At 41.4% G+C, this 20338-nt stretch carries 22 protein-coding genes; 3 read left to right on the plus strand and 19 right to left on the minus strand.

What is annotated here, in order from left to right; translation table 11 throughout:
• Positions 1-79: 79 nt before the first annotated feature.
• The 8 genes from HGO97_RS11830 to HGO97_RS11865 form a co-directional block, all read right to left on the minus strand.
• Positions 80-2209 carry a beta-propeller domain-containing protein gene (locus HGO97_RS11830; RefSeq protein ID WP_216241899.1) on the minus strand — a complete coding sequence of 710 codons (2130 nt, stop codon included), beginning with the start codon at positions 2207-2209 and terminating at the stop codon, positions 80-82.
• Positions 2210-2224: 15 nt separating this feature from the next.
• Positions 2225-2737 carry an RNA polymerase sigma factor gene (locus tag HGO97_RS11835; RefSeq protein ID WP_216241902.1) on the minus strand — a complete coding sequence of 171 codons (513 nt, stop codon included), beginning with the start codon at positions 2735-2737 and terminating at the stop codon, positions 2225-2227.
• A 229-nt stretch (positions 2738-2966) separates the two neighbouring features.
• Positions 2967-5234, minus strand: coding sequence for a hydratase (locus tag HGO97_RS11840; protein ID WP_216241904.1), 2268 nt, complete (start codon positions 5232-5234; stop codon positions 2967-2969).
• Positions 5235-5417: 183 nt separating this feature from the next.
• On the minus strand, positions 5418-5972 hold the full coding sequence (locus tag HGO97_RS11845) for an FHA domain-containing protein (protein ID WP_216241906.1): 555 nt from the start codon (positions 5970-5972) through the stop codon (positions 5418-5420).
• A 143-nt stretch (positions 5973-6115) separates the two neighbouring features.
• A complete protein-coding gene (locus HGO97_RS11850; protein WP_168866416.1) occupies positions 6116-6970 on the minus strand; it encodes a C-type lectin domain-containing protein in 855 nt (284 codons plus the stop codon).
• Between the two features lie 57 nt (positions 6971-7027).
• Positions 7028-7357 (minus strand): hypothetical protein, encoded by a 330-nt coding sequence (locus HGO97_RS11855; RefSeq protein ID WP_216241908.1) that lies wholly within the window; start codon positions 7355-7357, stop codon positions 7028-7030.
• 226 nt (positions 7358-7583) lie between these two features.
• A complete protein-coding gene (locus HGO97_RS11860; protein WP_168866418.1) occupies positions 7584-8933 on the minus strand; it encodes a glucose-6-phosphate isomerase in 1350 nt (449 codons plus the stop codon).
• A 62-nt stretch (positions 8934-8995) separates the two neighbouring features.
• Positions 8996-9763 (minus strand): hypothetical protein, encoded by a 768-nt coding sequence (locus HGO97_RS11865; RefSeq protein WP_168866419.1) that lies wholly within the window; start codon positions 9761-9763, stop codon positions 8996-8998.
• Between the two features lie 358 nt (positions 9764-10121).
• Between HGO97_RS11865 and HGO97_RS11870 the strand changes: the two genes are divergently transcribed.
• The gene (locus HGO97_RS11870) at positions 10122-10364 is read left to right on the plus strand and encodes a TIGR03905 family TSCPD domain-containing protein (RefSeq protein WP_168866420.1); all 243 of its coding nucleotides are present in this window, start codon (positions 10122-10124) and stop codon (positions 10362-10364) included.
• Between the two features lie 244 nt (positions 10365-10608).
• Here HGO97_RS11870 and HGO97_RS11875 read toward each other — a convergent pair whose 3' ends face one another.
• Positions 10609-11115 (minus strand): DUF6147 family protein, encoded by a 507-nt coding sequence (locus HGO97_RS11875; protein WP_168866421.1) that lies wholly within the window; start codon positions 11113-11115, stop codon positions 10609-10611.
• A 65-nt stretch (positions 11116-11180) separates the two neighbouring features.
• On the minus strand, positions 11181-12200 hold the full coding sequence (locus tag HGO97_RS11880) for a DUF4367 domain-containing protein (protein ID WP_216241910.1): 1020 nt from the start codon (positions 12198-12200) through the stop codon (positions 11181-11183).
• A gap of 151 nt (positions 12201-12351) precedes the next feature.
• On the opposite strand from HGO97_RS11880, the gene HGO97_RS11885 reads away from it, so the two are divergent.
• A complete protein-coding gene (locus HGO97_RS11885; protein WP_216241912.1) occupies positions 12352-13419 on the plus strand; it encodes an undecaprenyldiphospho-muramoylpentapeptide beta-N-acetylglucosaminyltransferase in 1068 nt (355 codons plus the stop codon).
• A 53-nt stretch (positions 13420-13472) separates the two neighbouring features.
• Here HGO97_RS11885 and HGO97_RS11890 read toward each other — a convergent pair whose 3' ends face one another.
• Both HGO97_RS11890 and HGO97_RS11895 read right to left on the minus strand, forming a co-directional pair.
• Positions 13473-14018, minus strand: coding sequence for an RNA polymerase sigma factor (locus tag HGO97_RS11890; protein WP_168866617.1), 546 nt, complete (start codon positions 14016-14018; stop codon positions 13473-13475).
• A 13-nt stretch (positions 14019-14031) separates the two neighbouring features.
• On the minus strand, positions 14032-14439 hold the full coding sequence (locus HGO97_RS11895) for an HIT family protein (RefSeq protein WP_168866616.1): 408 nt from the start codon (positions 14437-14439) through the stop codon (positions 14032-14034).
• Between the two features lie 342 nt (positions 14440-14781).
• On the opposite strand from HGO97_RS11895, the gene HGO97_RS11900 reads away from it, so the two are divergent.
• Positions 14782-15513 carry a sensor histidine kinase gene (locus tag HGO97_RS11900; protein ID WP_216241914.1) on the plus strand — a complete coding sequence of 244 codons (732 nt, stop codon included), beginning with the start codon at positions 14782-14784 and terminating at the stop codon, positions 15511-15513.
• A 48-nt stretch (positions 15514-15561) separates the two neighbouring features.
• On the opposite strand, the gene HGO97_RS11905 is transcribed toward HGO97_RS11900, so the two are convergent.
• The 7 genes from HGO97_RS11905 to HGO97_RS11935 form a co-directional block, all read right to left on the minus strand.
• A complete protein-coding gene (locus HGO97_RS11905) occupies positions 15562-16161 on the minus strand; it encodes a rhomboid family intramembrane serine protease (protein WP_216241916.1) in 600 nt (199 codons plus the stop codon).
• 33 nt (positions 16162-16194) lie between these two features.
• Positions 16195-16980 carry a DUF6382 domain-containing protein gene (locus HGO97_RS11910; RefSeq protein ID WP_246597422.1) on the minus strand — a complete coding sequence of 262 codons (786 nt, stop codon included), beginning with the start codon at positions 16978-16980 and terminating at the stop codon, positions 16195-16197.
• Positions 16981-16990: 10 nt separating this feature from the next.
• Entirely contained in the window at positions 16991-17458 is a 468-nt protein-coding gene (locus HGO97_RS11915) for a TadE/TadG family type IV pilus assembly protein (RefSeq protein WP_216241918.1), read from the minus strand.
• Positions 17459-17890 (minus strand): prepilin peptidase, encoded by a 432-nt coding sequence (locus tag HGO97_RS11920; protein ID WP_216241920.1) that lies wholly within the window; start codon positions 17888-17890, stop codon positions 17459-17461. It lies immediately after the preceding gene.
• Complete coding sequence (locus HGO97_RS11925) at positions 17878-18675, minus strand: pilus assembly protein (RefSeq protein WP_216241922.1); 798 nt, start codon at positions 18673-18675, stop codon at positions 17878-17880. The genes HGO97_RS11920 and HGO97_RS11925 overlap by 13 nt, the downstream gene beginning before the upstream one ends.
• 122 nt (positions 18676-18797) lie before the next feature.
• Positions 18798-20171 (minus strand): DUF5702 domain-containing protein, encoded by a 1374-nt coding sequence (locus tag HGO97_RS11930; protein WP_216241924.1) that lies wholly within the window; start codon positions 20169-20171, stop codon positions 18798-18800.
• Between the two features lies 1 nt (position 20172).
• Positions 20173-20337: a Flp1 family type IVb pilin gene (locus HGO97_RS11935; protein WP_246597423.1), complete on the minus strand. Its 165-nt coding sequence runs from the start codon at positions 20335-20337 to the stop codon at positions 20173-20175.
• Between the last annotated feature and the right edge of the window lies 1 nt (position 20338).

The following is a 20338-nucleotide window of genomic DNA, read 5'->3' on the forward strand; positions in this document are numbered from 1 at the left end:
TCTTTTATGATGCGTATTTCCCAAATACACGGTAGCCTCTGTTTGCAGAATCAAGTTATCATGTGAAACTGTTCTCTGATTATAGAACAATATCATCTATCTTTTCAAATTTATCCATCGTATAGGATTCGACTGTATTTCCAGCTATCAGGTAGAATGTATCTCCCGAATAAATTCCACGCCCCTCCGAATAACCGTTCAATTCTCTTTCAAATATACATTCGAATCCCTTCTTTTCGTCATAAGAGAAAAGATAGTAATACTGCCCCTTCCCATATGCAGAAAAACCAATCAGATTCTTATCTGTACTGATCAATACCGCTTTGTAATTATAGGATACATTTGTGGAATACGTATCCTCCATCACATATTTCTGAATCTCCTTTACATCCTCCGGATCAGAACTATCGAACATCGAGAGCTTCACTCCATTTGTAGTCGTTCCTGTTTCATCCACATCCATACCGATACCAAGCAGAAGATGGTCCCCATATGGATGAAGATAATCGGAAAATCCAGGTATCTTGAGTTCTCCTAATACTTCCGGCTTCTTCGGATCTGACAGATCGATGGAAAAAAGAGGATCTACCTGTTTATAAGTCACAACATACCCGGTATCTCCCATGAACCGGGCAGAATATACCTGCTCATCCTTTGCCAGGCCTTCAAGCCTGCTTAATTCTTCTAAGTTCTCGTCCAGAATATACAGTGTATTGCTGTCTTTTGATGCCATATCCCCAATCTTAGCCACATCATCCATGATTACAATCGGGAACGCACCGCCTCCTGTTGAACTCACCGTTGTGACCAGTCTTAGATTCCCCTTATATTCATCAATACTAAAAGAATCATTCAGAGTACCATCGATTCGGGTCTGTCCAACAGCCTCAAGCTTCCCATCCTTATATGCAACTTTTCTGATACAGGTCTGGGTGACATCTGAATCCTTGGAATCATAGTATGCTTCGCAGACGTAGATATTATCATTGCTCACATAAATCAGTCCTGCACTTCCGAAAACTGCCTTACTGTCTGTCTTCTTATCCGGGTCCTTCAACGAGAAGGAGGACACTACCGTATACTGGTTTCCCCTCGCGTATGGCGGAAGCAGGATATTCCCGCTGTCTAATATCTTTCCATTGATCTCTGGAATATACGCCCCCGTATCCTTCCTTGCCGCCTGAACATCGGCATAAAAATTGCTGAACAGATATACATAATCGCCGACCTGACGCATCGTATAAAAGTTACCGCTCTGCGTAATCTCACCTAAATCCTTTGGTTTCTCTGGATTGCTGATATCATACGTCAAAGCTGAGGTATACTGTTTGTAAATACCATTATACTCATTGTCACCCTCTTCGTACTCAGACTTTGTATACACAATGATGAGCCGGTCATCTTTTACATAAAGTTCCGAAATATACTGGTCATCATCCAGACGAATCGTCGATAGCGCTTTCATCTCTTTGCTTTGAATATCAACAATCTGAATCTTCTGGCCATTTAATATAAATAAATGCTTTCCATCTGTCTTAACGATATCCCCTTCTCCGACACCTTCTTCACGAATATTCGTATCGGAATAAGAGGAACCTGTATCAGCAACATTCAAATCACTTTTTACGGATTCCGCAGAACCAGCCGCCGCATCCATAACCGCCTTTTCAGAACTTTCCCCACTCACTGCACTGTCGTCTGACCGTTTTTCGTCGAACTGACCGCCTTCATAACTTCTGGCTGCAGCCTCCTGGCTTTCCTTCTCGGCTTTAATATACTGATATATCTCATCATAGTCCTTTGCTGATGCAATCCTCATATCCGCCGGCATGGCCTGATCCTTCGTATGCTTTCCTGTATCTGCTGTCTCTCCTGCATGATCTGTCTTAACATCCTTCTTCGACATCAGATCCGCCTGCTTCTGCCCGCTGCGATTTCCGACTACTGCGATGCCTATGATAAGAACACAACACGCCGCGGCTGCAGCGGCAGTATATAAAGGTCTCCATCTTCGCTTTTGCACAGACTGATTCTCAGACTTTTCCTGTAACATCTTTTCGATATTCTCAGGCTTTAAAGAATCCGGGATTTCTACATCTTCAGATTCTGCTGCCATTTTTTCTTTTAATTTTTCCTCTAACTGTTCCTCTGTTGCCTGTGTTTCTATCTGATCTCCCTTTTGTGTGTTATCTGCCCCAACCAAACTCATGTATTACACTCCTTTCTACTCCAGAACCCGCCTCATCTTCTCCAGTGCGCGTGTCTTCTTCGATCGGACAGTCGCAGCCTTCTGCTCCAGCATACCGCCTATCTCATCGCTGTGATATCCTCCGAAAACAGAAAACGCAACAATCATACGCTCCTCTTCATTCAAAAGAAAGAATGCTTCACGCACATCATGAACTGCCGCATAGTCCTCCTCAGCGGCTTCTATATTCGGCTCCAATTCTTCCGATGGCTTTGCATCACGGAACTTCTTCCGGCACTGGTTGCTTAGAATCTGAAAGATCCAGCTTCTGAAGGACTCTTCCTTCTTAAGGCTGCCTATATTCTCATAAGCGGCAATCACAGCCTCACTCACTGCATCTTCTGCATCCTGAGGATGCTTCATCGTATACAATGCAAACTTATATAATTCCACATAGATCCTGGCATAAAGCTCTGAAAATGCCTTTACATCTCCCTTATGTGCACGTCTGATCAATGCCAGTTCCGAACTATGCTCATAATCATACATCTGCACCCCTCCTCTCTTGTTCGATGTACATCTTAACCTTTGTATATAAGAGTATAATTCCATTCGTTTTGTTGCATCTAAAATCATTATTTTTAATCAACTTTTCTTTTTCCGTCAACAGGTCAGAAGTAACCTTCACTGCTTTCTCTTTTCGTCTCTGTCTGAAAAGAAACGCACCGGTTGCCCGATGCGCTCTTGTAAGTCTCTGTCCCATTGATGTCTGCCTTAATTATCCTCTGTAATAGTTGATCAGACAGCCTTTTAAAATAATCTCGCGTTCTGCATCTGTCAGTTCACCAAGGCGGAAGCTGACTTCGTTTAAACAATCTCCAACCACATAAGCCTTCACTGTATTTGCCTTCTCCTCAACTGCCTTTCTGATATCAGGCACAAAGATATAATCTCCGTTCTTAAAGGAAAGATGTTCATGATCCTCATCTGTCAAGAACGGCAGCATTCCCCAGTTGATCAGGTTCGAACGATAACGTTTTGTTGCATACTCGTTGGCAATGTTTGCCCAACCGCCAAGCACCTTCTGACAGGATGCGGCCTGTTCACGGGCAGAACCATCTCCTGGCTTCACAGCAAAAATTGTACTTCCGACTCCGATATTGCCTTCACCGACCTCTGGGAAGGTCTCCTGAATCTTTGCCATCACCGGCTTTAATTCTTCCAGAGCATCCAGAGGACAGGTTCCCGCTTCAATTGCCTTCTGAGCAGCCTGCACTTCTTTTGCACGTCCCACATAAGCAGGATCTTTTCTGGAAAGAGCAAATTCTGCGAGACCAAGCGGATTTGAACGATAAGAGGATGTCTCACCGGACGGAATCAGCTCGTCTGTTGTCGTGACCGGATCATGAATTTCAGAAACCACTTTCAGAACCAGGTTCTGAGGCAGTGCTGACATAGCCGGCCAGTCCTTGATATTCGGTCCAAATTTAATCTCAACGCTCGGATCTGCGACTCCCTTACTGTCAAAGACACGATTTGCATAAATACTCTGGTCAAAATGATATTTCTGTCCTGTATATTCTACATCCATTGCCGTAGCTGGTGTTAAGAAACCTTTATTTGCAGCCGTTGCAGCAATAGAGCGAGCATCCATCAGTGCAACAGATGCAATCTGTCCATTCTGAAGCTTAGAACCTTCACGGTTCGGGAAATTCCTTGTAGAATGACGGATAGAAAATGCATTATTAGCTGGTGTATCCCCTGCACCAAAGCAAGGTCCACAGAATGCTGTCTTGACAATAGTTCCTGCTGCCATCAGATCTGCAACTGCACCATTCTTAACAAGTTCCATGTAAATCGGTGTACTTGCCGGGTAAACACTGAATGTGAACTCGTCATGGCCAATATTTCTTCCCTTAATAATGTCCGCAGCAGCACAGATATTCTCAAATCCGCCGCCTGCACATCCGGCGATGATTCCCTGCTCTACATAGAACTTTCCATCCACGATCTTATCCTGCAGAGAATAGTCTACTGCACCATCCAGACTTACCAGTGCCTTCTTCTCCACGTCATGAAGGATGTCCTCAAGGTTTGCATTCAATTCATCAATCGTATACACGTTACTCGGGTGGAACGGCATAGCAATCATCGGTTTGATCTCACTTAAGTTCACATAGACCATTCCGTCATAATAAGTAACTGCTCCTGGATTCAGTTCCTTATACTCTCCACTTCTTCCATGAATGTCATAGAATTCCTGAATCTTCTCATCCGTTCTCCAAATAGAAGATAAACATGTCGTCTCTGTCGTCATGACATCGATTCCAATACGGAAATCTGCACTCAATCTGCTGACACCAGGACCGACAAATTCCATTACTTTATTGTTCACATAACCATTTCCAAATGTTGCTCCAATAATTGCAAGTGCAACATCCTGAGGACCCACGCCCTTCATAGGTTCGCCATCAAGGTAAATACCGATCACGCCCGGCATCTTAATATCATAAGTCTTGTTCAAAAGCTGCTTTACAAGCTCAGGACCACCCTCGCCCATAGCCATTGTTCCCAAAGCACCATAACGAGTATGGCTGTCAGAACCAAGAATCATCTTCCCGCCGCCTGCAAGCATCTCACGTGCAAACTGGTGGATAACTGCCTGATGAGGTGGAACATAGACCCCGCCGTATTTTTTCGCACAGGTCAGTCCAAACATATGGTCATCTTCATTGATGGTACCCCCCACTGCACACAGACTGTTATGGCAGTTCGTCAGCACATAAGGAACCGGGAACTTCTCAAGTCCTGATGCTCTGGCCGTCTGAATGATTCCGACAAATGTAATATCATGGGAAGTCAGCTTATCAAACTTAATCTGCAGATGTTCCATATCAGATGAAGTATTATGCGCTTCCAGGATTCCATAGGCAATTGTGTTCTTCGCTGCCTCTTCCTTGGTGGAAGGAACCTGCACATTACCTGTATCTTCAACTATCTCGGTGCCATTTAACAGATAAACACCATTCTCATATAGCTTTATCATGAAATACCCTCCTAAACTTTCTGTTTTTAATCGTTACTGTTTATCATTTTAGCATGATAAAGAATGGATGTAAATAAGCGGACTTATAAAAAAAGACTTCAAAAAAGGCAGTACCCCGCTGGATACCGCCTTTCAAAACTCATTTACAAACTTCAGACAGAACTGTTTTCCTTGCTATAGACACTAATTAGCTTCTCTCATAATCTTAATCACTTCCAAATCTGTCTCACCAATGGAAATGATATCCTGCTTCTGCAGCAGAATCGGTTTCTGAATCTTTCTTCCGTTCAGATATGTATGATTCTTAGATCCTTCATCTCTCAAATACAGCTTATCCTTGCTTCTCACAATCGAACAGTGAACCTTGGAAACCTTTCTGTCATCCGGCAATGGGAGGAACTCCTCAAAGGCAACCTCTTTCGTAGTCCTGCCTATTCCAAGTGCATCATAAAAAATAAAGTCATACTGTTCCCCAGTATCCGTATTCTCAAGGATGATCTTCCATCGTCTTTTTCTTCCGCCAGAAGAAGGAGCCTCCTCTTGAACCTGCTTTTTACGTCTCTTAGGCGGCCGGACCTCGTAATCTTCCTCTTCTATGTCATCATCTATATCGTCGTCTTCTTCATCAAGCTCATAGCTCTTATAGTCTTTTCGTTCCTTAACAATTGTCACAATCGTTGCAATAATGGTGACCAAAATTAAAACTGCCAGGACGATCAGTATAATCCAGTACATCATTGGTTAATCAACTCCTTCAAGAGTTTATAGTACTATATTTTTCTTATCGAAGCAAGCAAATGTAGCTTTTTTGTCATACTTATTTAATTTTTCTGTCATATATTGTTCATTGCTGGAATATATTGTTCTGATTCACCTTCCGCCTAATTCTCATACTCACAAATATATCCCAATTTCCCTGAATAGGCCGGCTCTGCTTTCAGCATATCATCCGGTACATCATTCCAGACAAAACGTTTTTCCCCGTCGAAGAAAAAGAGATCCATATACTTTTCTTCCAGATTTCCATCCTGGAAGCTTGGCTCACCCTTCATCCATTCCTCTGAACACCAACTGCTGTCAGAATTCAGTTTCTCGCCAAATAACTTATTCTCTTCATTTACCCAGTAATAATCCTTAGACTGACTGTCCCTTCTGCCTCCGATACGAAAATAAATATCCGTCATCTTCTGCCTGCTGATTTCTTTCCTGATTGCCTCATATTCGTCAGAGCTGTTAATCCTTACCAGATATCCGCCCCGATTCAGGCAATCTTGAAAAGCCTCCTGCCAAGTCGCATCACTAATAATATATTCATATCTATGGACAGCCTTATCATCTGCCGGAACAGAGGCATCATATGTGCTGGTGACAGCAGCTTGACCCTGATTATCCGTTCCTTGATTCTGTTCATTTGCCTTGCCGTCATTCTGGTTTGGATCTGTAGAATCTGCCCTGTCCTTGGAATTATCTCCTTTAGAACTCTCCCCCTTAGAAGAATTCGCATCTGCATTCTCTCCATCATCCTTCGAGTCAGCCTCCCCTTTGACCACATCGCTTCCATTCTGTGATGTATGCTCTGGCTTCGCATTCTCCGTCTTTGCGTCCGTCTTCTGCCCCTTCTTATCCAGAAAATAACGTCCGGCACCCACTCCTGCACCGATTCCTACCACAAAGGCAAGGCAGACCGCAACAATAATGATCACCTTTACATTCTTATGATTTTTAGACTTTTTCAACCCCTTATTCCTCCTCTTGATTAGTTATCCACATTGCGGCAAACTTATCCACAACATTTATCTTCTATTATCCAGCAAATCCGCCACCAGGCGTTTTAGATCCTCAACCTGCTTCTCTAAAACAGCCTTTTCAGCGGCCTCCTTCTTCAGTCTCTCTACTTCCCTCTGTGCCGCACGGGCCTCCTTTTTCGCTTCCTCCTTTATGCGTTCTGCAATTTCCTTTGCACGTTCGGCATCTTCCTTCATACGTTCTGTTTTATACGCTGCCGCCTTGACCTCTTCAACTTCTTTCTTCAATGCATCTAACTGTGCCTGCTGTTCTTCAATTTTATACTGTACTGTGTTCCTGTCCAGCTCAAGCGATTCCTCTGAAAACATCTTCATCACTCCCTCAATGTTCCTGCACCATGCATTCAATTTGTTTCCACATTTTTATTTTGCTTGTAATCCTTATAAATGTCAAGTGGGATTAGGATGCAATCCCGCAAGATATCTTAGATTATGGTGTTGTACATATGAAAAAAACAGGAATCTCTGATTCTAAGATTCCTGTTTTTAGAACTTCCTACAATTATTTTACTTCTAAAAATACGATATAATCTCTAAGAAACTATTATAATCTCTTTAACAACTTTTCTCTTTCTTCTTCAAATCCTGGTTTACCCAGAAGTGCAAACATGTTCTTCTTATAACTTTCTACACCTGGCTGATTAAATGGATTAACGCCGAGTAAATATCCACTAATGCCACATGCAAATTCAAAGAAGTAGAACAACTGTCCCAGATAGAATTCATTCTGTTCTGGAATCGTCACCATCAGATTCGGTACATTACCATCTGTATGGGCGAGGATTGTTCCGTTCATGGCACTCTTATTTATAAAATCTACGGTCTTGCCCTTTAAGTAATTTAATCCATCAAGGTCAACCGGTTCTTCTCCTATCACAATCTCTGCTGGTGAAGTCTCTACATTCAGAACCGTCTCGAACATAATTCTGCTTCCATCCTGAATGAACTGTCCCATGGAGTGCAGATCGGTCGTCAAATCTACAGATGCCGGGAGGATACCCCGCTGGTCTTTACCTTCGCTCTCTCCATATAACTGCTTCCACCACTCAGATACATAATGCAGGCTTGGCTCATAGTTCGCTACAATTTCAACTGCCTTGCCTTTTCTAAGCAGAATATTACGTGCTGCTGCATACTGCAGTGCTCCGTTCTCTGCAAAATCATTCTCCAGGGCTTCCTTTCTTCCTGCTGCTGCACCTTCCATCAGTCTGGTGATATCAGCACCGCTGACTGCGATTGGAAGAAGACCTACTGCCGTAAGTACAGAAAAACGTCCGCCAACATCATCCGGCACTACGAAAGTCTCATATCCTTCTTCTGTTGCAAGATTCTTTAAAGCACCTTTTGCTTTATCGGTCGTAGCATAAATTCTCTTTGCTGCTCCCTCTTTTCCATATTTATTTTCCAAAATCTCTTTAAATACACGGAAGGCAATGGCTGGCTCGGTTGTCGTACCGGATTTGGAAATCATGTTAATGGAAAAGTCTCTGTCGCCTACAACATCCATCAAATCTTTTATGTACTTACTGCTGATGCTGTTGCCCACGTAATAAATCTCCGGAGACTTTCTGACATCTTTGTCAACGACATTAGCAAATGAATGTCCAAGGAAATCAATTGCAGCTCTTGCTCCCAAATAAGAGCCGCCAATTCCGATAACCAACAATACTTCGGAATCCTCACGAATCTTCTCTGCTGCCTTCTGGATACGTGCGAATTCTTCTTTATCATAATCAACCGGAAGATCGATCCATCCCAGGAAATCATTTCCCGCCCCTGTCTTTGCAACAAGCTTGTCCTTCGCCTGCGCAACCAGTTCGCTCATATATTCCATCTCATGTTCCTGAATAAAACTACTTGCTTTCGAATAATCAAATGTAACTTTATTAGCCATTGTTCATCCTTCCTCTCTAAACGTTTTTTACAAACTAATTCTACCAAATAAGCCTTCCTTAATCAAGCTAAAAACTCCTCTAATATCTGGCGAATTGCCTCTTCTTTTAGTGCAGGCTGCTCATCCTCCTCCAACTTTTCCTTTACTGTACGTCTGATTACCTGTCTTGCGGCCTCGCCTTTTTCTACTCTGCGCGGCTCACCCTCTATATTAATGGACAATTCTTGCTCCTCCCGTTGTGTGGCTGTCCTTGCTGCCCCAACGCTCTCTGGACTGATTACATCTATGTTTTCCTTTTCTGTCTGTTTTACTTTCTTATAACGATGTGCACAGACATTTTCAAGGTAATCGACTATATATACTTTAGCTGCATTCATTTTATAAGGTTCATCGGACAACTGTCTGATTACGAACAGCGCCATCATTTCTGCTGCGCCTGCGGCAAGATATTGGAACATTCCTTCGCAAAATCCATGTGCAAGATAATGTCCGCCTGCTCCCAGTAAGGCAAGAATTCCTGAAAACCAAATTGCCTGTAGCTCTATCTGTCTCCATGTGTGTACCCGGAAAATAAATCCGCGGTATTCATATATGTATTTCTCCACAAATGCTCCAACATTTTCTACTTTATCGTGTATCATACATGCGTGTTCATATTTTGCCCGCACAAGTTTCATCAGTTTGTGTGTACTCTTTGACATATTACATGCCGCTTTTACCATACGGCGAAGGGTAAGATGATTTACTATCTTTGCAACTACCCCGATGACGCCTACCGCAATCATTAAATAGAGAATAATGTTTGTGTCGGCTGCTACGTTTTTAAACATAATTAGACCTCCTGTTTTTGGTTGTGCCACAACTACCATTTTTTTGGTGTGAGCCTATTATAGCCCAACTTTTCAGGACTTGCCTTAAAAACCGTTCTACATAATTCGGCACAGCGGCTTATTTTTAACCTTAGACCGGAATATATGAGAGTTCAGAAACATAGAATAAAACTATGGCATCAATCCTTCAATTTAACAAAATACTCCAAATCCATCCATGTACTTCCCCTTAAGAAAACTCCTGTCATTTTATCGAAAAATGGCTCGAAAAATGACACACGAAAATAGACTGGAATTTTTAAATTTCTTCTGCTATAATGCTCATAGCTTTTATTAATTGAATAAGGAGGATTTTATAATGGAATATAGACCACAAGGCGTCTGCTCAAGAATGATCAACTTTGATATCGAAGACAATAAAGTACGAAATGTCTCATTTGATGGTGGATGTAATGGAAATCTCCAGGGAATTTCACGCCTGATAGATGGAATGGATGTAGATGAGGCCATTTCTAAAATAGAAGGAATCAGATGCGGTTTCAAAAAAACATCATGTCCTGACCAACTTGCAAACGCATTAAAAAAAGCAACCGGAAAGTAATCCGATTGCTTTTTTTATATGAATCTCCATGAACCAAGTTAATTTGAGTGCCCATCCTTGAGCGATTGAAGCAGCAGCCGATGTATGTAGTACATTAAAAAAATTTGTGGTGTTTTCTCGGTACAGGTCTTTTCTATAATCAAAATTTGTTAATAGTTACTCCTGTTATGTAGTTACAATATCGGCAGCTGCTTCAATCACTCAAGGATGAGGCGAGGCTACGGTTGGAGAGAGGTCGTTTTAATTAGTCGATCCAAATTCCGTCGGTTGCTGAGGTTGCTTCTTCGTATGCTGGATCAGATTTCATACCAGCTACGTGGTCTGCATGGACTCTGTAAAAATAGCCCCTATCTACTGACAACATTTTTGATGTAGCCACATAGTATGTATTAGTATCTTCAGCCTGCCAAAAATCAATTTGTCCCCATTTTCCAGTTTCTTTATTATATCTATCCACATAAATAACCGTTGAAATATAGTCAACATCATGATCTGCAGTTGTCGATGCATAAACATATATCTTACCACGACCTGCTTTTGTTATAGAACATTCTCCATCCATCAAATGTTCTCCACGAGGTAACACTTTATCACTCGTATATCCAGTTGATGTTTCGGCATTTATAAGATATGAACCATCTATTTTAACATCATTATTACTTTCCTCTGCCTTTGCATCAATACTTGAAACAATAAACAGATTACAAACAATAGCCATTACACATAGCACTGATAAGATTTTTTTTATCATAATAGTTCTCCTTTTAATCAGCCCTTCTCTAATTAAACAATTAAGTCTAATAAAACTTACGCCTTCTAATTAAAATAAATTAAATTCTTCAATATTTTTGTAAACTCCTCTTTATCCATCACGCCTTTTAATTCATAATCTACTCCATTATATTTAAAGTTTGTTAAGTACCGTTTAGCATTCTTCTTTTTATATTCTTCCACTTCTATTACTTGCTCTGTATTTTTTACTTCAAAAGTATTTATTAAGATATCTTCTTCCTTTTGAACTAACGAAGAATCTGCGTTCTTTGCATAGATTGCAAATCTAATTACTTGATTATTATATTGATAAAATACAAGTGCTCTTCCCTGATTTTTATCTATACTGACTTTACTAAATGTCATATCTTCTGGCTTGTATCCTAATCGTACTGGTACAAATCCTAATTTTTGTCTAATTTCTCTATATGCTGACAACTCCTCTCCATCTTCTGTCTCTTGTATATTCATATCTTTAACATTCATTTTCTTAGTATTCTGATTACCTAATACTCCATCAAGTAATTCTTTCAGATATGACTTACTCCCCACGCTAGTCATACCCGTTCCAAGCACTAGAACAAACACTGCAATCAACGCAATAGCAAGCTTTTTCTTCCTAGGCATACGAAATATCCTGCCCTTGCCTGTTCTGCCCTCCTTTCCGCTTTTGTCTCTGTTCAGATGTTCATGATACTTTGTGTTCACTTCGAACAGTTCCTTTTCCTCTGCATTTTTCTTCTTTAACATCTCTCTGCCGAGACGCAATGCTTCCAAATCCTCTTCTGAAAGCTGAACCAGATTGCCATCATTTGTACGTACAGAAAAATCCGGCACAAGTTCCTCCGAGAGTTCTTCTGCCGCACCATCAGCCGTAATCTTATTCTTTTCATGCACCTTTGCATTCTCTTTCTCATATTTATGGATCGCAGCCAGAAGGGATGCTTCCATCTCATCCGACACTTCTATACCTTTAAGGTCGGGATTCTTCGCAATCTCTTCTTCTATCTTTCTGGCCTCGTTATCCATTTCTTCCTGCAACGACAGTCTCTTGTTTTGTTCCATGCTTGCTCCCCTTATTTTTGGCTACTACTTTTTCTTGACTTTTTATTAAATAAGTTTAATATGAAATTATATGTGTTTTGTCAGTTATATGCAACTATAATTGAACACTTTATCAGCAATTGTACATTTCAAGTTTGGAGGTTTTATATTTATGAAACGAATTATACTCACCGGCGGTGGAACAGCCGGGCATGTCACCCCCAATATTGCCCTGATCCCCCGTCTGAGGGAATTAGACTATGATATCCAATACATAGGATCTTATAACGGAATCGAAAAGGAACTAATCGAACCGTTCGGAATCCCATATCACGGGATTTCATCAGGTAAATTACGCCGCTATTTCAGCGTACAGAATTTTACTGATCCATTTCGTGTAATCAAAGGTTTTGGTGAGGCTCATTCTATTATTAAAGAATTAAAGCCGGATGTCATCTTTTCAAAGGGCGGATTCGTCTCTGTTCCGGTCGTATTAGCCGGAAAGCGTTGTAAAGTTCCAACTATTATCCATGAATCCGACATGACACCGGGATTGGCTAATAAGATTGCCATTCCATCTGCCAGCAAGGTCTGCTGTAATTTCCCGGAGACCCTGGATTCCCTCCCTCAGGAGAAGGCTGTCCTGACTGGATCACCAATCCGCCAGGAGCTTTTGTCCGGCAATAAGATTGCTGCATTGGACTTGTGTGGATTTTCCGCTGATAAGCCAGTTATCCTCGTCATTGGAGGAAGCCTTGGCTCTGTGGCTGTTAATAATGCTGTCCGCCTTGCCCTGCCGGAACTTCTGGAACACTTCCAGATTGTCCACTTGTGCGGCAAAGGGAAAGTCGATGATTCTCTGAGCAATATGAAAGGTTACGCTCAGTTCGAATATATCAAGAATGAGCTCCGAGACATATTCGCCCTTGCTGACATTGTCATCTCACGGGCAGGTGCTAACGCAATCTGTGAATTACTTGCATTACGCAAACCTAACCTATTGATTCCACTCTCCGCAAATGCCAGCCGTGGAGATCAGATTTTAAATGCCCGCTCTTTTGAACGTCAGAATTTCAGTATGGTATTGGAAGAAGAAGAACTCACGAAAGAGTCACTTCTTGAGGCAGTACAGAATCTTTATGAGAACCGCGCAAAATATATGGACGCTATGCGTGATTCCAGGCAACAAGATTCAATAGATACAATTGTTGGGCTGATAGAAGAAATACGTAAAAAATAAATTCCAGTTTATCACAAATCCAAGAAAACAGGTGCCGAACAGACACCTGTTTTTTATAACCGGTTCAATTCGTCATACTCAACACCAAATGTCTTCTTTATCCAATCCTTGGCTCTATGTAATAAACTATGCAGCACCTCAAGACGTATTCCCATTTGTTCGGCAACTTTGGGCTGTGGGATCTCCAAGTAATATGACAACGTAATCGCGTCATACCATCTGCGATTCTTCATCATCAATGCTTCAAATATACGTTCATGAAGTTCAGCACGATCCAAATCCAAAAGTTCTTCCATCACTTGGTCTTCTGCACTTTCAGACGACTCCTGAATGACAGAATCATCCATGATTCCATTTTCAAGTACCTCATGTTTCATTTTCTTCTTGTAATTTAAAGCATAATTTTTCGCAGTTGTAAATAACCATGACTTGATATTACTGTGATTCATATCATCATAGAAAATGTATAGTTGGAGAAATGTACTTTGAGTAATATCTTCTGCTACATCGCGATTACCTGAATAATTATACGCTACCTTCAAGACAAGATTTTTATATTTTCCATAAATCTCATCAAATTCACGATTTTCAGTCAACATTTTTTCCCCGGGTTTAATTTAATTTACCTAATATTTCTTCTTTATCAGCCTCTGAAAGTTCGCCCATCTTCCAGCCCAGTCCTACACCATCATCTTTATATCTAGGGATTAGATGCATGTGAAAATGAAAGACAGTCTGCCCTGCTGCCTCTTCATTATTCTGTACAATGTTATATCCATCACATCCAAGCACGTCTTTAAGCTTCAATACCATCTTCTTGGCCAATACCATTACCTTTGCTGCCAATTCCTCATCCAGGTCATACAGATTTCGATAATGCTCCTTAGGAATAATTAATGCATGTCCTTTTGATGCCGGGCTCAGATCCAATATCACACGGAAGTCGTTATCTTCATAAAGCGTCGCCGATGGAATCTCACCGGATGCCAGCTTACAAAAAATGCAGTTTTCATCTTTCATAGCTTTTCCCCATTTCTTTTTTTATTTAATAGTAGTATATCCTATTTTTTCCAAAATGAGAAGGGGTTTTTGTCGACGGAATGCTGTCGAAACTTGTCTGCCGGATTTTGTTGAACCCCCGTATTCATCGTGCTAGACTACAATTAAGGTTTACCAAATAGGTACACCTAAGCACATGCCCTAAGGATTTGACGGATGCAGAACTACAGAGCTGCATATACTTATTGGACTAACTAATATACAATAAGACAGACCCTAGGGGTACACCATAATAAACGCCCAACAGGGCAGATCCACAACAATCTGCGGATCAGGTATACTATAAAGGAGGGACTTAAGATAATGCTACATAATATTGACATCAATAAGATGAATGCGCTTATGGAGGCAGATCATGACGCAAAACAGATTATCACCCAGCTACTCGACAACCACCATGAGACGGTATCGACGATTGCACATGAAGTACGTAACCCGCTGACACTTATTTCATCTTCACTTCAAGTTATGGAAATACAACATCCAGAAGTCAAAGATTTTCCTCATTGGAAACAGACTATGGAAGATATTGGTTTTGTGTGTCAGCTTTTAAACGAACTTTCCACTTTTAACAATGGCGATACACTCCGCTATTCAGTATTTTCCATTGAACGGCTTCTAAAAAATATTGCCGTATCTTTCGCAATCTCTTTAGACTCCGAAGATTCCGATATCGAATTCACTTCCGAAATTCCCTCCGGCCTGGGCGACTTCACAGGCGATAAAGTGAAGTTAGAAGAAGTCTTCCTTAACCTTCTTAAAAATGCCAAAGAATCCATTATGGGTGAAGGCAGTATCCGCTTGACAGCAAGCCGGGAACATGACACTCTCACGATTCAATGCCAGGACACCGGCTGTGGAATCTCTGATGAGATAATAGACTATATTTTTGAACCTTTTAAGACCTTCAAAGAAGGCGGCACAGGACTTGGCCTGTCACTTTCAAAAAAAATCATTGAATCTCATGGCGGTTCGATCTCTGTAGAATCAAAAGTTGACGAAGGTTCTTGCTTTACAATAAAGCTTCCAATCTAACATCTGCGAAGCCGCTGATACTTTATATTCATCAATTGTAAGGTAAAATCAATATATTGCATCTGCACGCGGTCTGCGGTATATCAGAACAGCAGTCATAAATCCACAGACAAGTCCTCCTATATGCGCAGCATTGTCTACCCCTGAGCTTGTAAATCCAAAATACAGGCTCAGGGCAACCATGAACAGAATCCCTCGATTCGTAATACGGCCTGCCCTTCCGTGATTTTTCAATACAACACATACCAGAGCTCCCATAAGACCAAAAATCGCACCGGAGGCCCCCGCTGAAACGACCATCTCACTTGCTTTTGTATTCATATATAAAGAAAGTAGATTTCCTCCCAGACCAGATATAAAATAAATAATCAGGAATCTGATTCTGCCTGTCTCCAATTCTAAGTTCCATCCCAATGCCCCCAGCATGACCATATTATTCAACAGATGGTTGATTCCAAAATGAAGAAAAAGGCTGGTAAAAATCCGATAATACTCATGACCTTCCACAATGTATGGCTGGTACATTGCACCATGTTCCAACATGAACATACTGTCTTCTGTCATTCCCATAAAGGATAGAATAAAAAACACACCGACATTGATTACGATCAATACTGTCGTACAGACTGCCTTCTTATTATTTTCCAATTCAATTCCCCTTTTCTTATCATATGATTCATATTATAAAGGGTCATTATCTTGCTGTCCATCGGTTTCTAAAATCAAATCCCGCCAATTTCCCCAACGGCCTTTTTTTAATTTATCAGCAGCCTTTTTCCACGGCTTCCAATGTCCACCGATCTCGCGAATTGTTTCCACATCAGGCGTCTGTACATATTCTTCCTCCTCCAATGAAAAAAGATGATCATCCGGTATGCCTCCTGTTTCTTCTATCATTTCGTTTCTTTCCTCCCCTCTTCTTTTTTCCTCATGCTCCCGGTATTCATCCATTATTTTTTCCAAATCATAGTTTTCCTGTAAAGTGGCCTTGTGGATTTCATATGCAAGCAGAATCCCTTCTGTCTCCTCATAATCGAGTTTTTTCACAAAGTATTCTGTTATAATATGAAAGGCTTCACAAAGCGGCTTTTTTCTAGCCGGAAGATAGCAAAAATGCCATGTACCGCTGCCGAAGAACATAAACTCTGGATAAAGCAGGAGACTGTCAGGACTGAGCATATAGCGTCTCAAGGATTTGACCACCTCCATCAGACGGTTTACAAAAAGAATCATGTCATCCTTCTTGATAGGAGCGGTCTCAAACATTGTCTTCATCGAGATCATTCCAGTCACCACATAACTATATCTACTTTTCTGATCTATCCCACAGCCTGTAATATCTAATAGCCCGGGAATATTATTTTCCGTCAGCATATGTATCTGATAATCCTCTTCATATCCCTGGGGCAGATCTATATGCAGGCAGACCTTATTCAGTTCTTTTTCATATCCTGTTTTCATTTTCATTTTTTCCTCCTTACCTGCCCTCTGCATCCCCGATCGATTCTAACTGTCTCTTTTTTCTTATTTTATCTTCTGGCCTGGGAAGCGCAGCCTTCTGGACAGCCGAAACCTGCATCCATCCTTTTCCCGCATGTACAGATACTTCAATACTTTTTTTACTTTTCGTTATCTCAATTCCCGTCAGTCTTAGTAGGATCAGCTTTCCCTTCACCCGCTCTCTATAAAAATTCTGCAGGTCTACGTCTTCCTTCCCTTTCTGTCTCGCCATCTGGGTTCCGACAACCGCTGTTTCTGCTGCTGCACCATTCAGTATATTTTTATCGTGGTAATAAAACACTGTGTAGACCACCAGTAAAAAGACCAGAAAGACTACAGGCAGTATATAAGCCATTTCTACGGTAATACTGCCCCTGGCACCACCGACTTTTACATTCCTCCCCAATATCCACTTTCTGGAACCGCCCTTAATCTGACTGGCCATCTAAAATCCTCCCAGGCACAACCAGAGAGTATAAGAAATACATAAGAAGGGAACAAACGGATACCCGATACTTCTGTCAAATTTATGTAAGCCTAGAGCAAACATTGCAAAGATTGCAGACAGTAGAAACGCCGAAGCTAAAACACCAAGAAGATTCCAAAATCCTAGATAAATACCCAGGACTAATATCAAGATACTGTCGCCATATCCAAATCCCTCATCCGTCATCTTGCTCACCACGCTGAATACGATTCCTACGGCAGCTCCTGCCACTGCCAGAACAAGCGGAATCGCCCCCTGATATACACACAATACTCCTGCTGCAATCCCTCCTGCTGCGAGTATCCACACTGGAAGCTTCCGTATACGGATATCAATTATGGAAAGCATACATAAATAAACACCACATCCTACCTGACCTATTTCGAACATCTGCTGCATCCTCCTAACATACTTACTTCTGATTTCTTTACAGCATGAACTGTTCTCTTAAGTCCGCTGCAATTTAAAGAGTTATGGTATTTTCCCCCTGTATTCGTTACATAAACTCCTGCCATCGTGTCACCATGTACACATTTTTCACATTTGTGGTATCTTCCTCCATCTTCATTCCGAATCGTTGACAGTTGGGAAGCTGGGATGAACTGCACAGAGAGCTGTAAATAGGTGCATTGATAATTCTCATGGTATACCAGCGCGTGATCCGTTATATAAACGACCTGATCCTCCTCAGAATTGCCCTCCCGTTTTGTGTACCCATTCCACCCCTTTACTTTCATCGTCTCCTTAAACTTAGCTGTTAAATTCGAAAATTTAGGAAATGGAAGCCTAACAGAATATTCCACTGTAACGTAAATTTCCCCTGTTAAAATAGACATATAAGTTTTCCCACACCGTATTCCCGAACTGACTCCAGATAAAATACTTCTTTCAATTCTTTCTGCACCGATATTATTTACAATATCACTTTTTAGTTTTATGATATTCACGGCAGGGAGTGTCACTACATCCTCCGCGGCAGTCTTAGCCGCACTTTGGGCTGCTGCTCGAATACTTGTCCGTATGGACTGCATTTCTAAAAGATAGACCAAGCTTAATATCGCAAATAGAAAGATGGGGATTGTAAGAGCTGCCTCTACTGTTACACTTGCTTTTGAACCCAATATAGATGCCCTTTCCTTGTTCGAATTGGTTAGGGTTGTATTTGATTTTTTCATCGCAGTCATTTTATCCTTTCTAAAGTTTCGTTATGGGAATATACTCTATCTCCGGTAGGGAGCCCGGAAGATACATAGGAGAAAGGGCATCTATATTGGGTTCAAATGGAACAAATCTTATCCTATATGGTTTCATAACCAAAATACACAGGGAATTCATAAGTCAGCCCCTCACGGATGACTGCCTTATTCTGAAGTCTGAGCCTTACAACACAAGCATCAATGCAAAATGACGGGTTTTCCTTTTCTAATCTCAAATTCTGTTCAACCCTGTCCAAAGCCTTCATGGTCAAGTTCTTTTCATCCTTTAGGAAGAGAAGGATTCTCATATAATCTGTATATGTAAGTCCACCTTCTGCATCCATACCATCCTGTGTATCATCCTGGCTTCCAAGCGTCATAAGGGACGACAGGGACAACTGCCAGTTTTCACTATTTTTTATTAAGGCAGCCTTTTTTCCTGACATCAGAGCCCTAAGATCCATGATGCTCTCACCGAATGCCCAGGCAGCAATCAACACTTGTTTCACAATTTCTGCTACAGCCGGCAATGCGGCCAAGGTAGACAAGGTTAGTGCTAACGTTTCGGCTTCAGCCTGTTTCGCAGCATCCGTCTGCAGATACAGATAATTAATACCGAAACGAACTCCAATGAGCCTTTTGACTACAGACTCTAAATTTTCCATATCCGACTCCTTTTCTCCAATCATATACTCTAGCTCATAGGACAAACTTCTATTTTCTCCCTTTGGCTCGACCGCATTTCCAAACTTCTTCAAAAGATATTCATGGAATAAAAGCCGCTCCTCCAAACCATTCATTCCTTGTCGGGTATAGAAACTTCCTCTTCCGCTCCTTAGGTGTCTGCCTCCTGGCTGATCACCTGCCGATATCCGCTTATTGGATATCTGGAATTCACCCGGCAGTACAAGCTGCAGGATATTAGACTGCTTCAGATTTGATACATTGGGAAGAGGATTATTCTCCGCTGGCAGCATACTCTCTCCCTCCTCCAGGACATTCTCCAATTCCTGATTCCATTCTTCATCCTGCCGTTTCACCTCTTCCCCTTGCATCTCCTGTTCTTCCCAGATTCCGGCCATTCCAGCCAGATCACGTACAATTGAGATTCCATAAGTCCGCTCCATATAATCCAGTACCTGTTCTCTGAATGCACTGCCGTTTTTGTCGGTCAGATACTGAATTCCTTCCATTTCGTGCTCTATTCCCAAAGTTCCGTAATACCTCATTCGATCAAGCAGGTTGTCTTCTCTGTATGTCTTTGTACCGTAACTTCCATCGATTGCAAGAATTTCATACTCCTCTAAAAGATTCTTCTGATATTCACCGAATATTGAAAATATAGCACGATCTACATCCAGCCTTTTTTGATTTTTTGAGACCTGCAGCATGGTACTTTCCAGCATCGCTGTGATAAACGATATGAGGAGAACAAAAATCAGACTTAAAAACGCTGTGACTTCTCCCCGTTTCATCTTAAATTCCTGCACTTTCGCTCGTAATCTTGTCAAAAATTGAATTTACGAGACTAATGAGCTGATTCTTAAAAATCAAGACGAGCGCGATGATCACGACTAAAATCAGGATCATCTCGACCACAGACAGCCCCGAATTGTCTTCCAATACATATCTTATATGCATA

Source organism: Faecalicatena faecalis, from assembly GCF_012524165.2.
GTDB classification, from domain to species: Bacteria; Bacillota; Clostridia; order Lachnospirales; family Lachnospiraceae; genus Faecalicatena_A; species Faecalicatena_A faecalis.

What these genes read in the sequence shown, in the direction of transcription:
- HGO97_RS11830 (WP_216241899.1), bottom strand. Translation starts at nt 2,209, where the DNA reads ATGAGTTTGGTTGGGGCAGATAACACACAAAAGGGAGATCAGATAGAA.
- HGO97_RS11835 (WP_216241902.1), bottom strand. Translation starts at nt 2,737, where the DNA reads ATGTATGATTATGAGCATAGTTCGGAACTGGCATTGATCAGACGTGCA.
- HGO97_RS11840 (WP_216241904.1), bottom strand. Translation starts at nt 5,234, where the DNA reads ATGATAAAGCTATATGAGAATGGTGTTTATCTGTTAAATGGCACCGAG.
- HGO97_RS11845 (WP_216241906.1), bottom strand. Translation starts at nt 5,972, where the DNA reads ATGATGTACTGGATTATACTGATCGTCCTGGCAGTTTTAATTTTGGTC.
- HGO97_RS11860 (WP_168866418.1), bottom strand. Translation starts at nt 8,933, where the DNA reads ATGGCTAATAAAGTTACATTTGATTATTCGAAAGCAAGTAGTTTTATT.
- HGO97_RS11865 (WP_168866419.1), bottom strand. Translation starts at nt 9,763, where the DNA reads ATGTTTAAAAACGTAGCAGCCGACACAAACATTATTCTCTATTTAATG.
- HGO97_RS11870 (WP_168866420.1), top strand. Translation starts at nt 10,122, where the DNA reads ATGGAATATAGACCACAAGGCGTCTGCTCAAGAATGATCAACTTTGAT.
- HGO97_RS11875 (WP_168866421.1), bottom strand. Translation starts at nt 11,115, where the DNA reads ATGATAAAAAAAATCTTATCAGTGCTATGTGTAATGGCTATTGTTTGT.
- HGO97_RS11880 (WP_216241910.1), bottom strand. Translation starts at nt 12,200, where the DNA reads ATGGAACAAAACAAGAGACTGTCGTTGCAGGAAGAAATGGATAACGAG.
- HGO97_RS11885 (WP_216241912.1), top strand. Translation starts at nt 12,352, where the DNA reads ATGAAACGAATTATACTCACCGGCGGTGGAACAGCCGGGCATGTCACC.
- HGO97_RS11890 (WP_168866617.1), bottom strand. Translation starts at nt 14,018, where the DNA reads ATGTTGACTGAAAATCGTGAATTTGATGAGATTTATGGAAAATATAAA.
- HGO97_RS11895 (WP_168866616.1), bottom strand. Translation starts at nt 14,439, where the DNA reads ATGAAAGATGAAAACTGCATTTTTTGTAAGCTGGCATCCGGTGAGATT.
- HGO97_RS11900 (WP_216241914.1), top strand. Translation starts at nt 14,782, where the DNA reads ATGCTACATAATATTGACATCAATAAGATGAATGCGCTTATGGAGGCA.
- HGO97_RS11910 (WP_246597422.1), bottom strand. Translation starts at nt 16,980, where the DNA reads ATGAAAATGAAAACAGGATATGAAAAAGAACTGAATAAGGTCTGCCTG.
- HGO97_RS11915 (WP_216241918.1), bottom strand. Translation starts at nt 17,458, where the DNA reads ATGGCCAGTCAGATTAAGGGCGGTTCCAGAAAGTGGATATTGGGGAGG.
- HGO97_RS11920 (WP_216241920.1), bottom strand. Translation starts at nt 17,890, where the DNA reads ATGTTCGAAATAGGTCAGGTAGGATGTGGTGTTTATTTATGTATGCTT.
- HGO97_RS11925 (WP_216241922.1), bottom strand. Translation starts at nt 18,675, where the DNA reads ATGAAAAAATCAAATACAACCCTAACCAATTCGAACAAGGAAAGGGCA.
- HGO97_RS11930 (WP_216241924.1), bottom strand. Translation starts at nt 20,171, where the DNA reads ATGAAACGGGGAGAAGTCACAGCGTTTTTAAGTCTGATTTTTGTTCTC.
- HGO97_RS11935 (WP_246597423.1), bottom strand. Translation starts at nt 20,337, where the DNA reads ATGCATATAAGATATGTATTGGAAGACAATTCGGGGCTGTCTGTGGTC.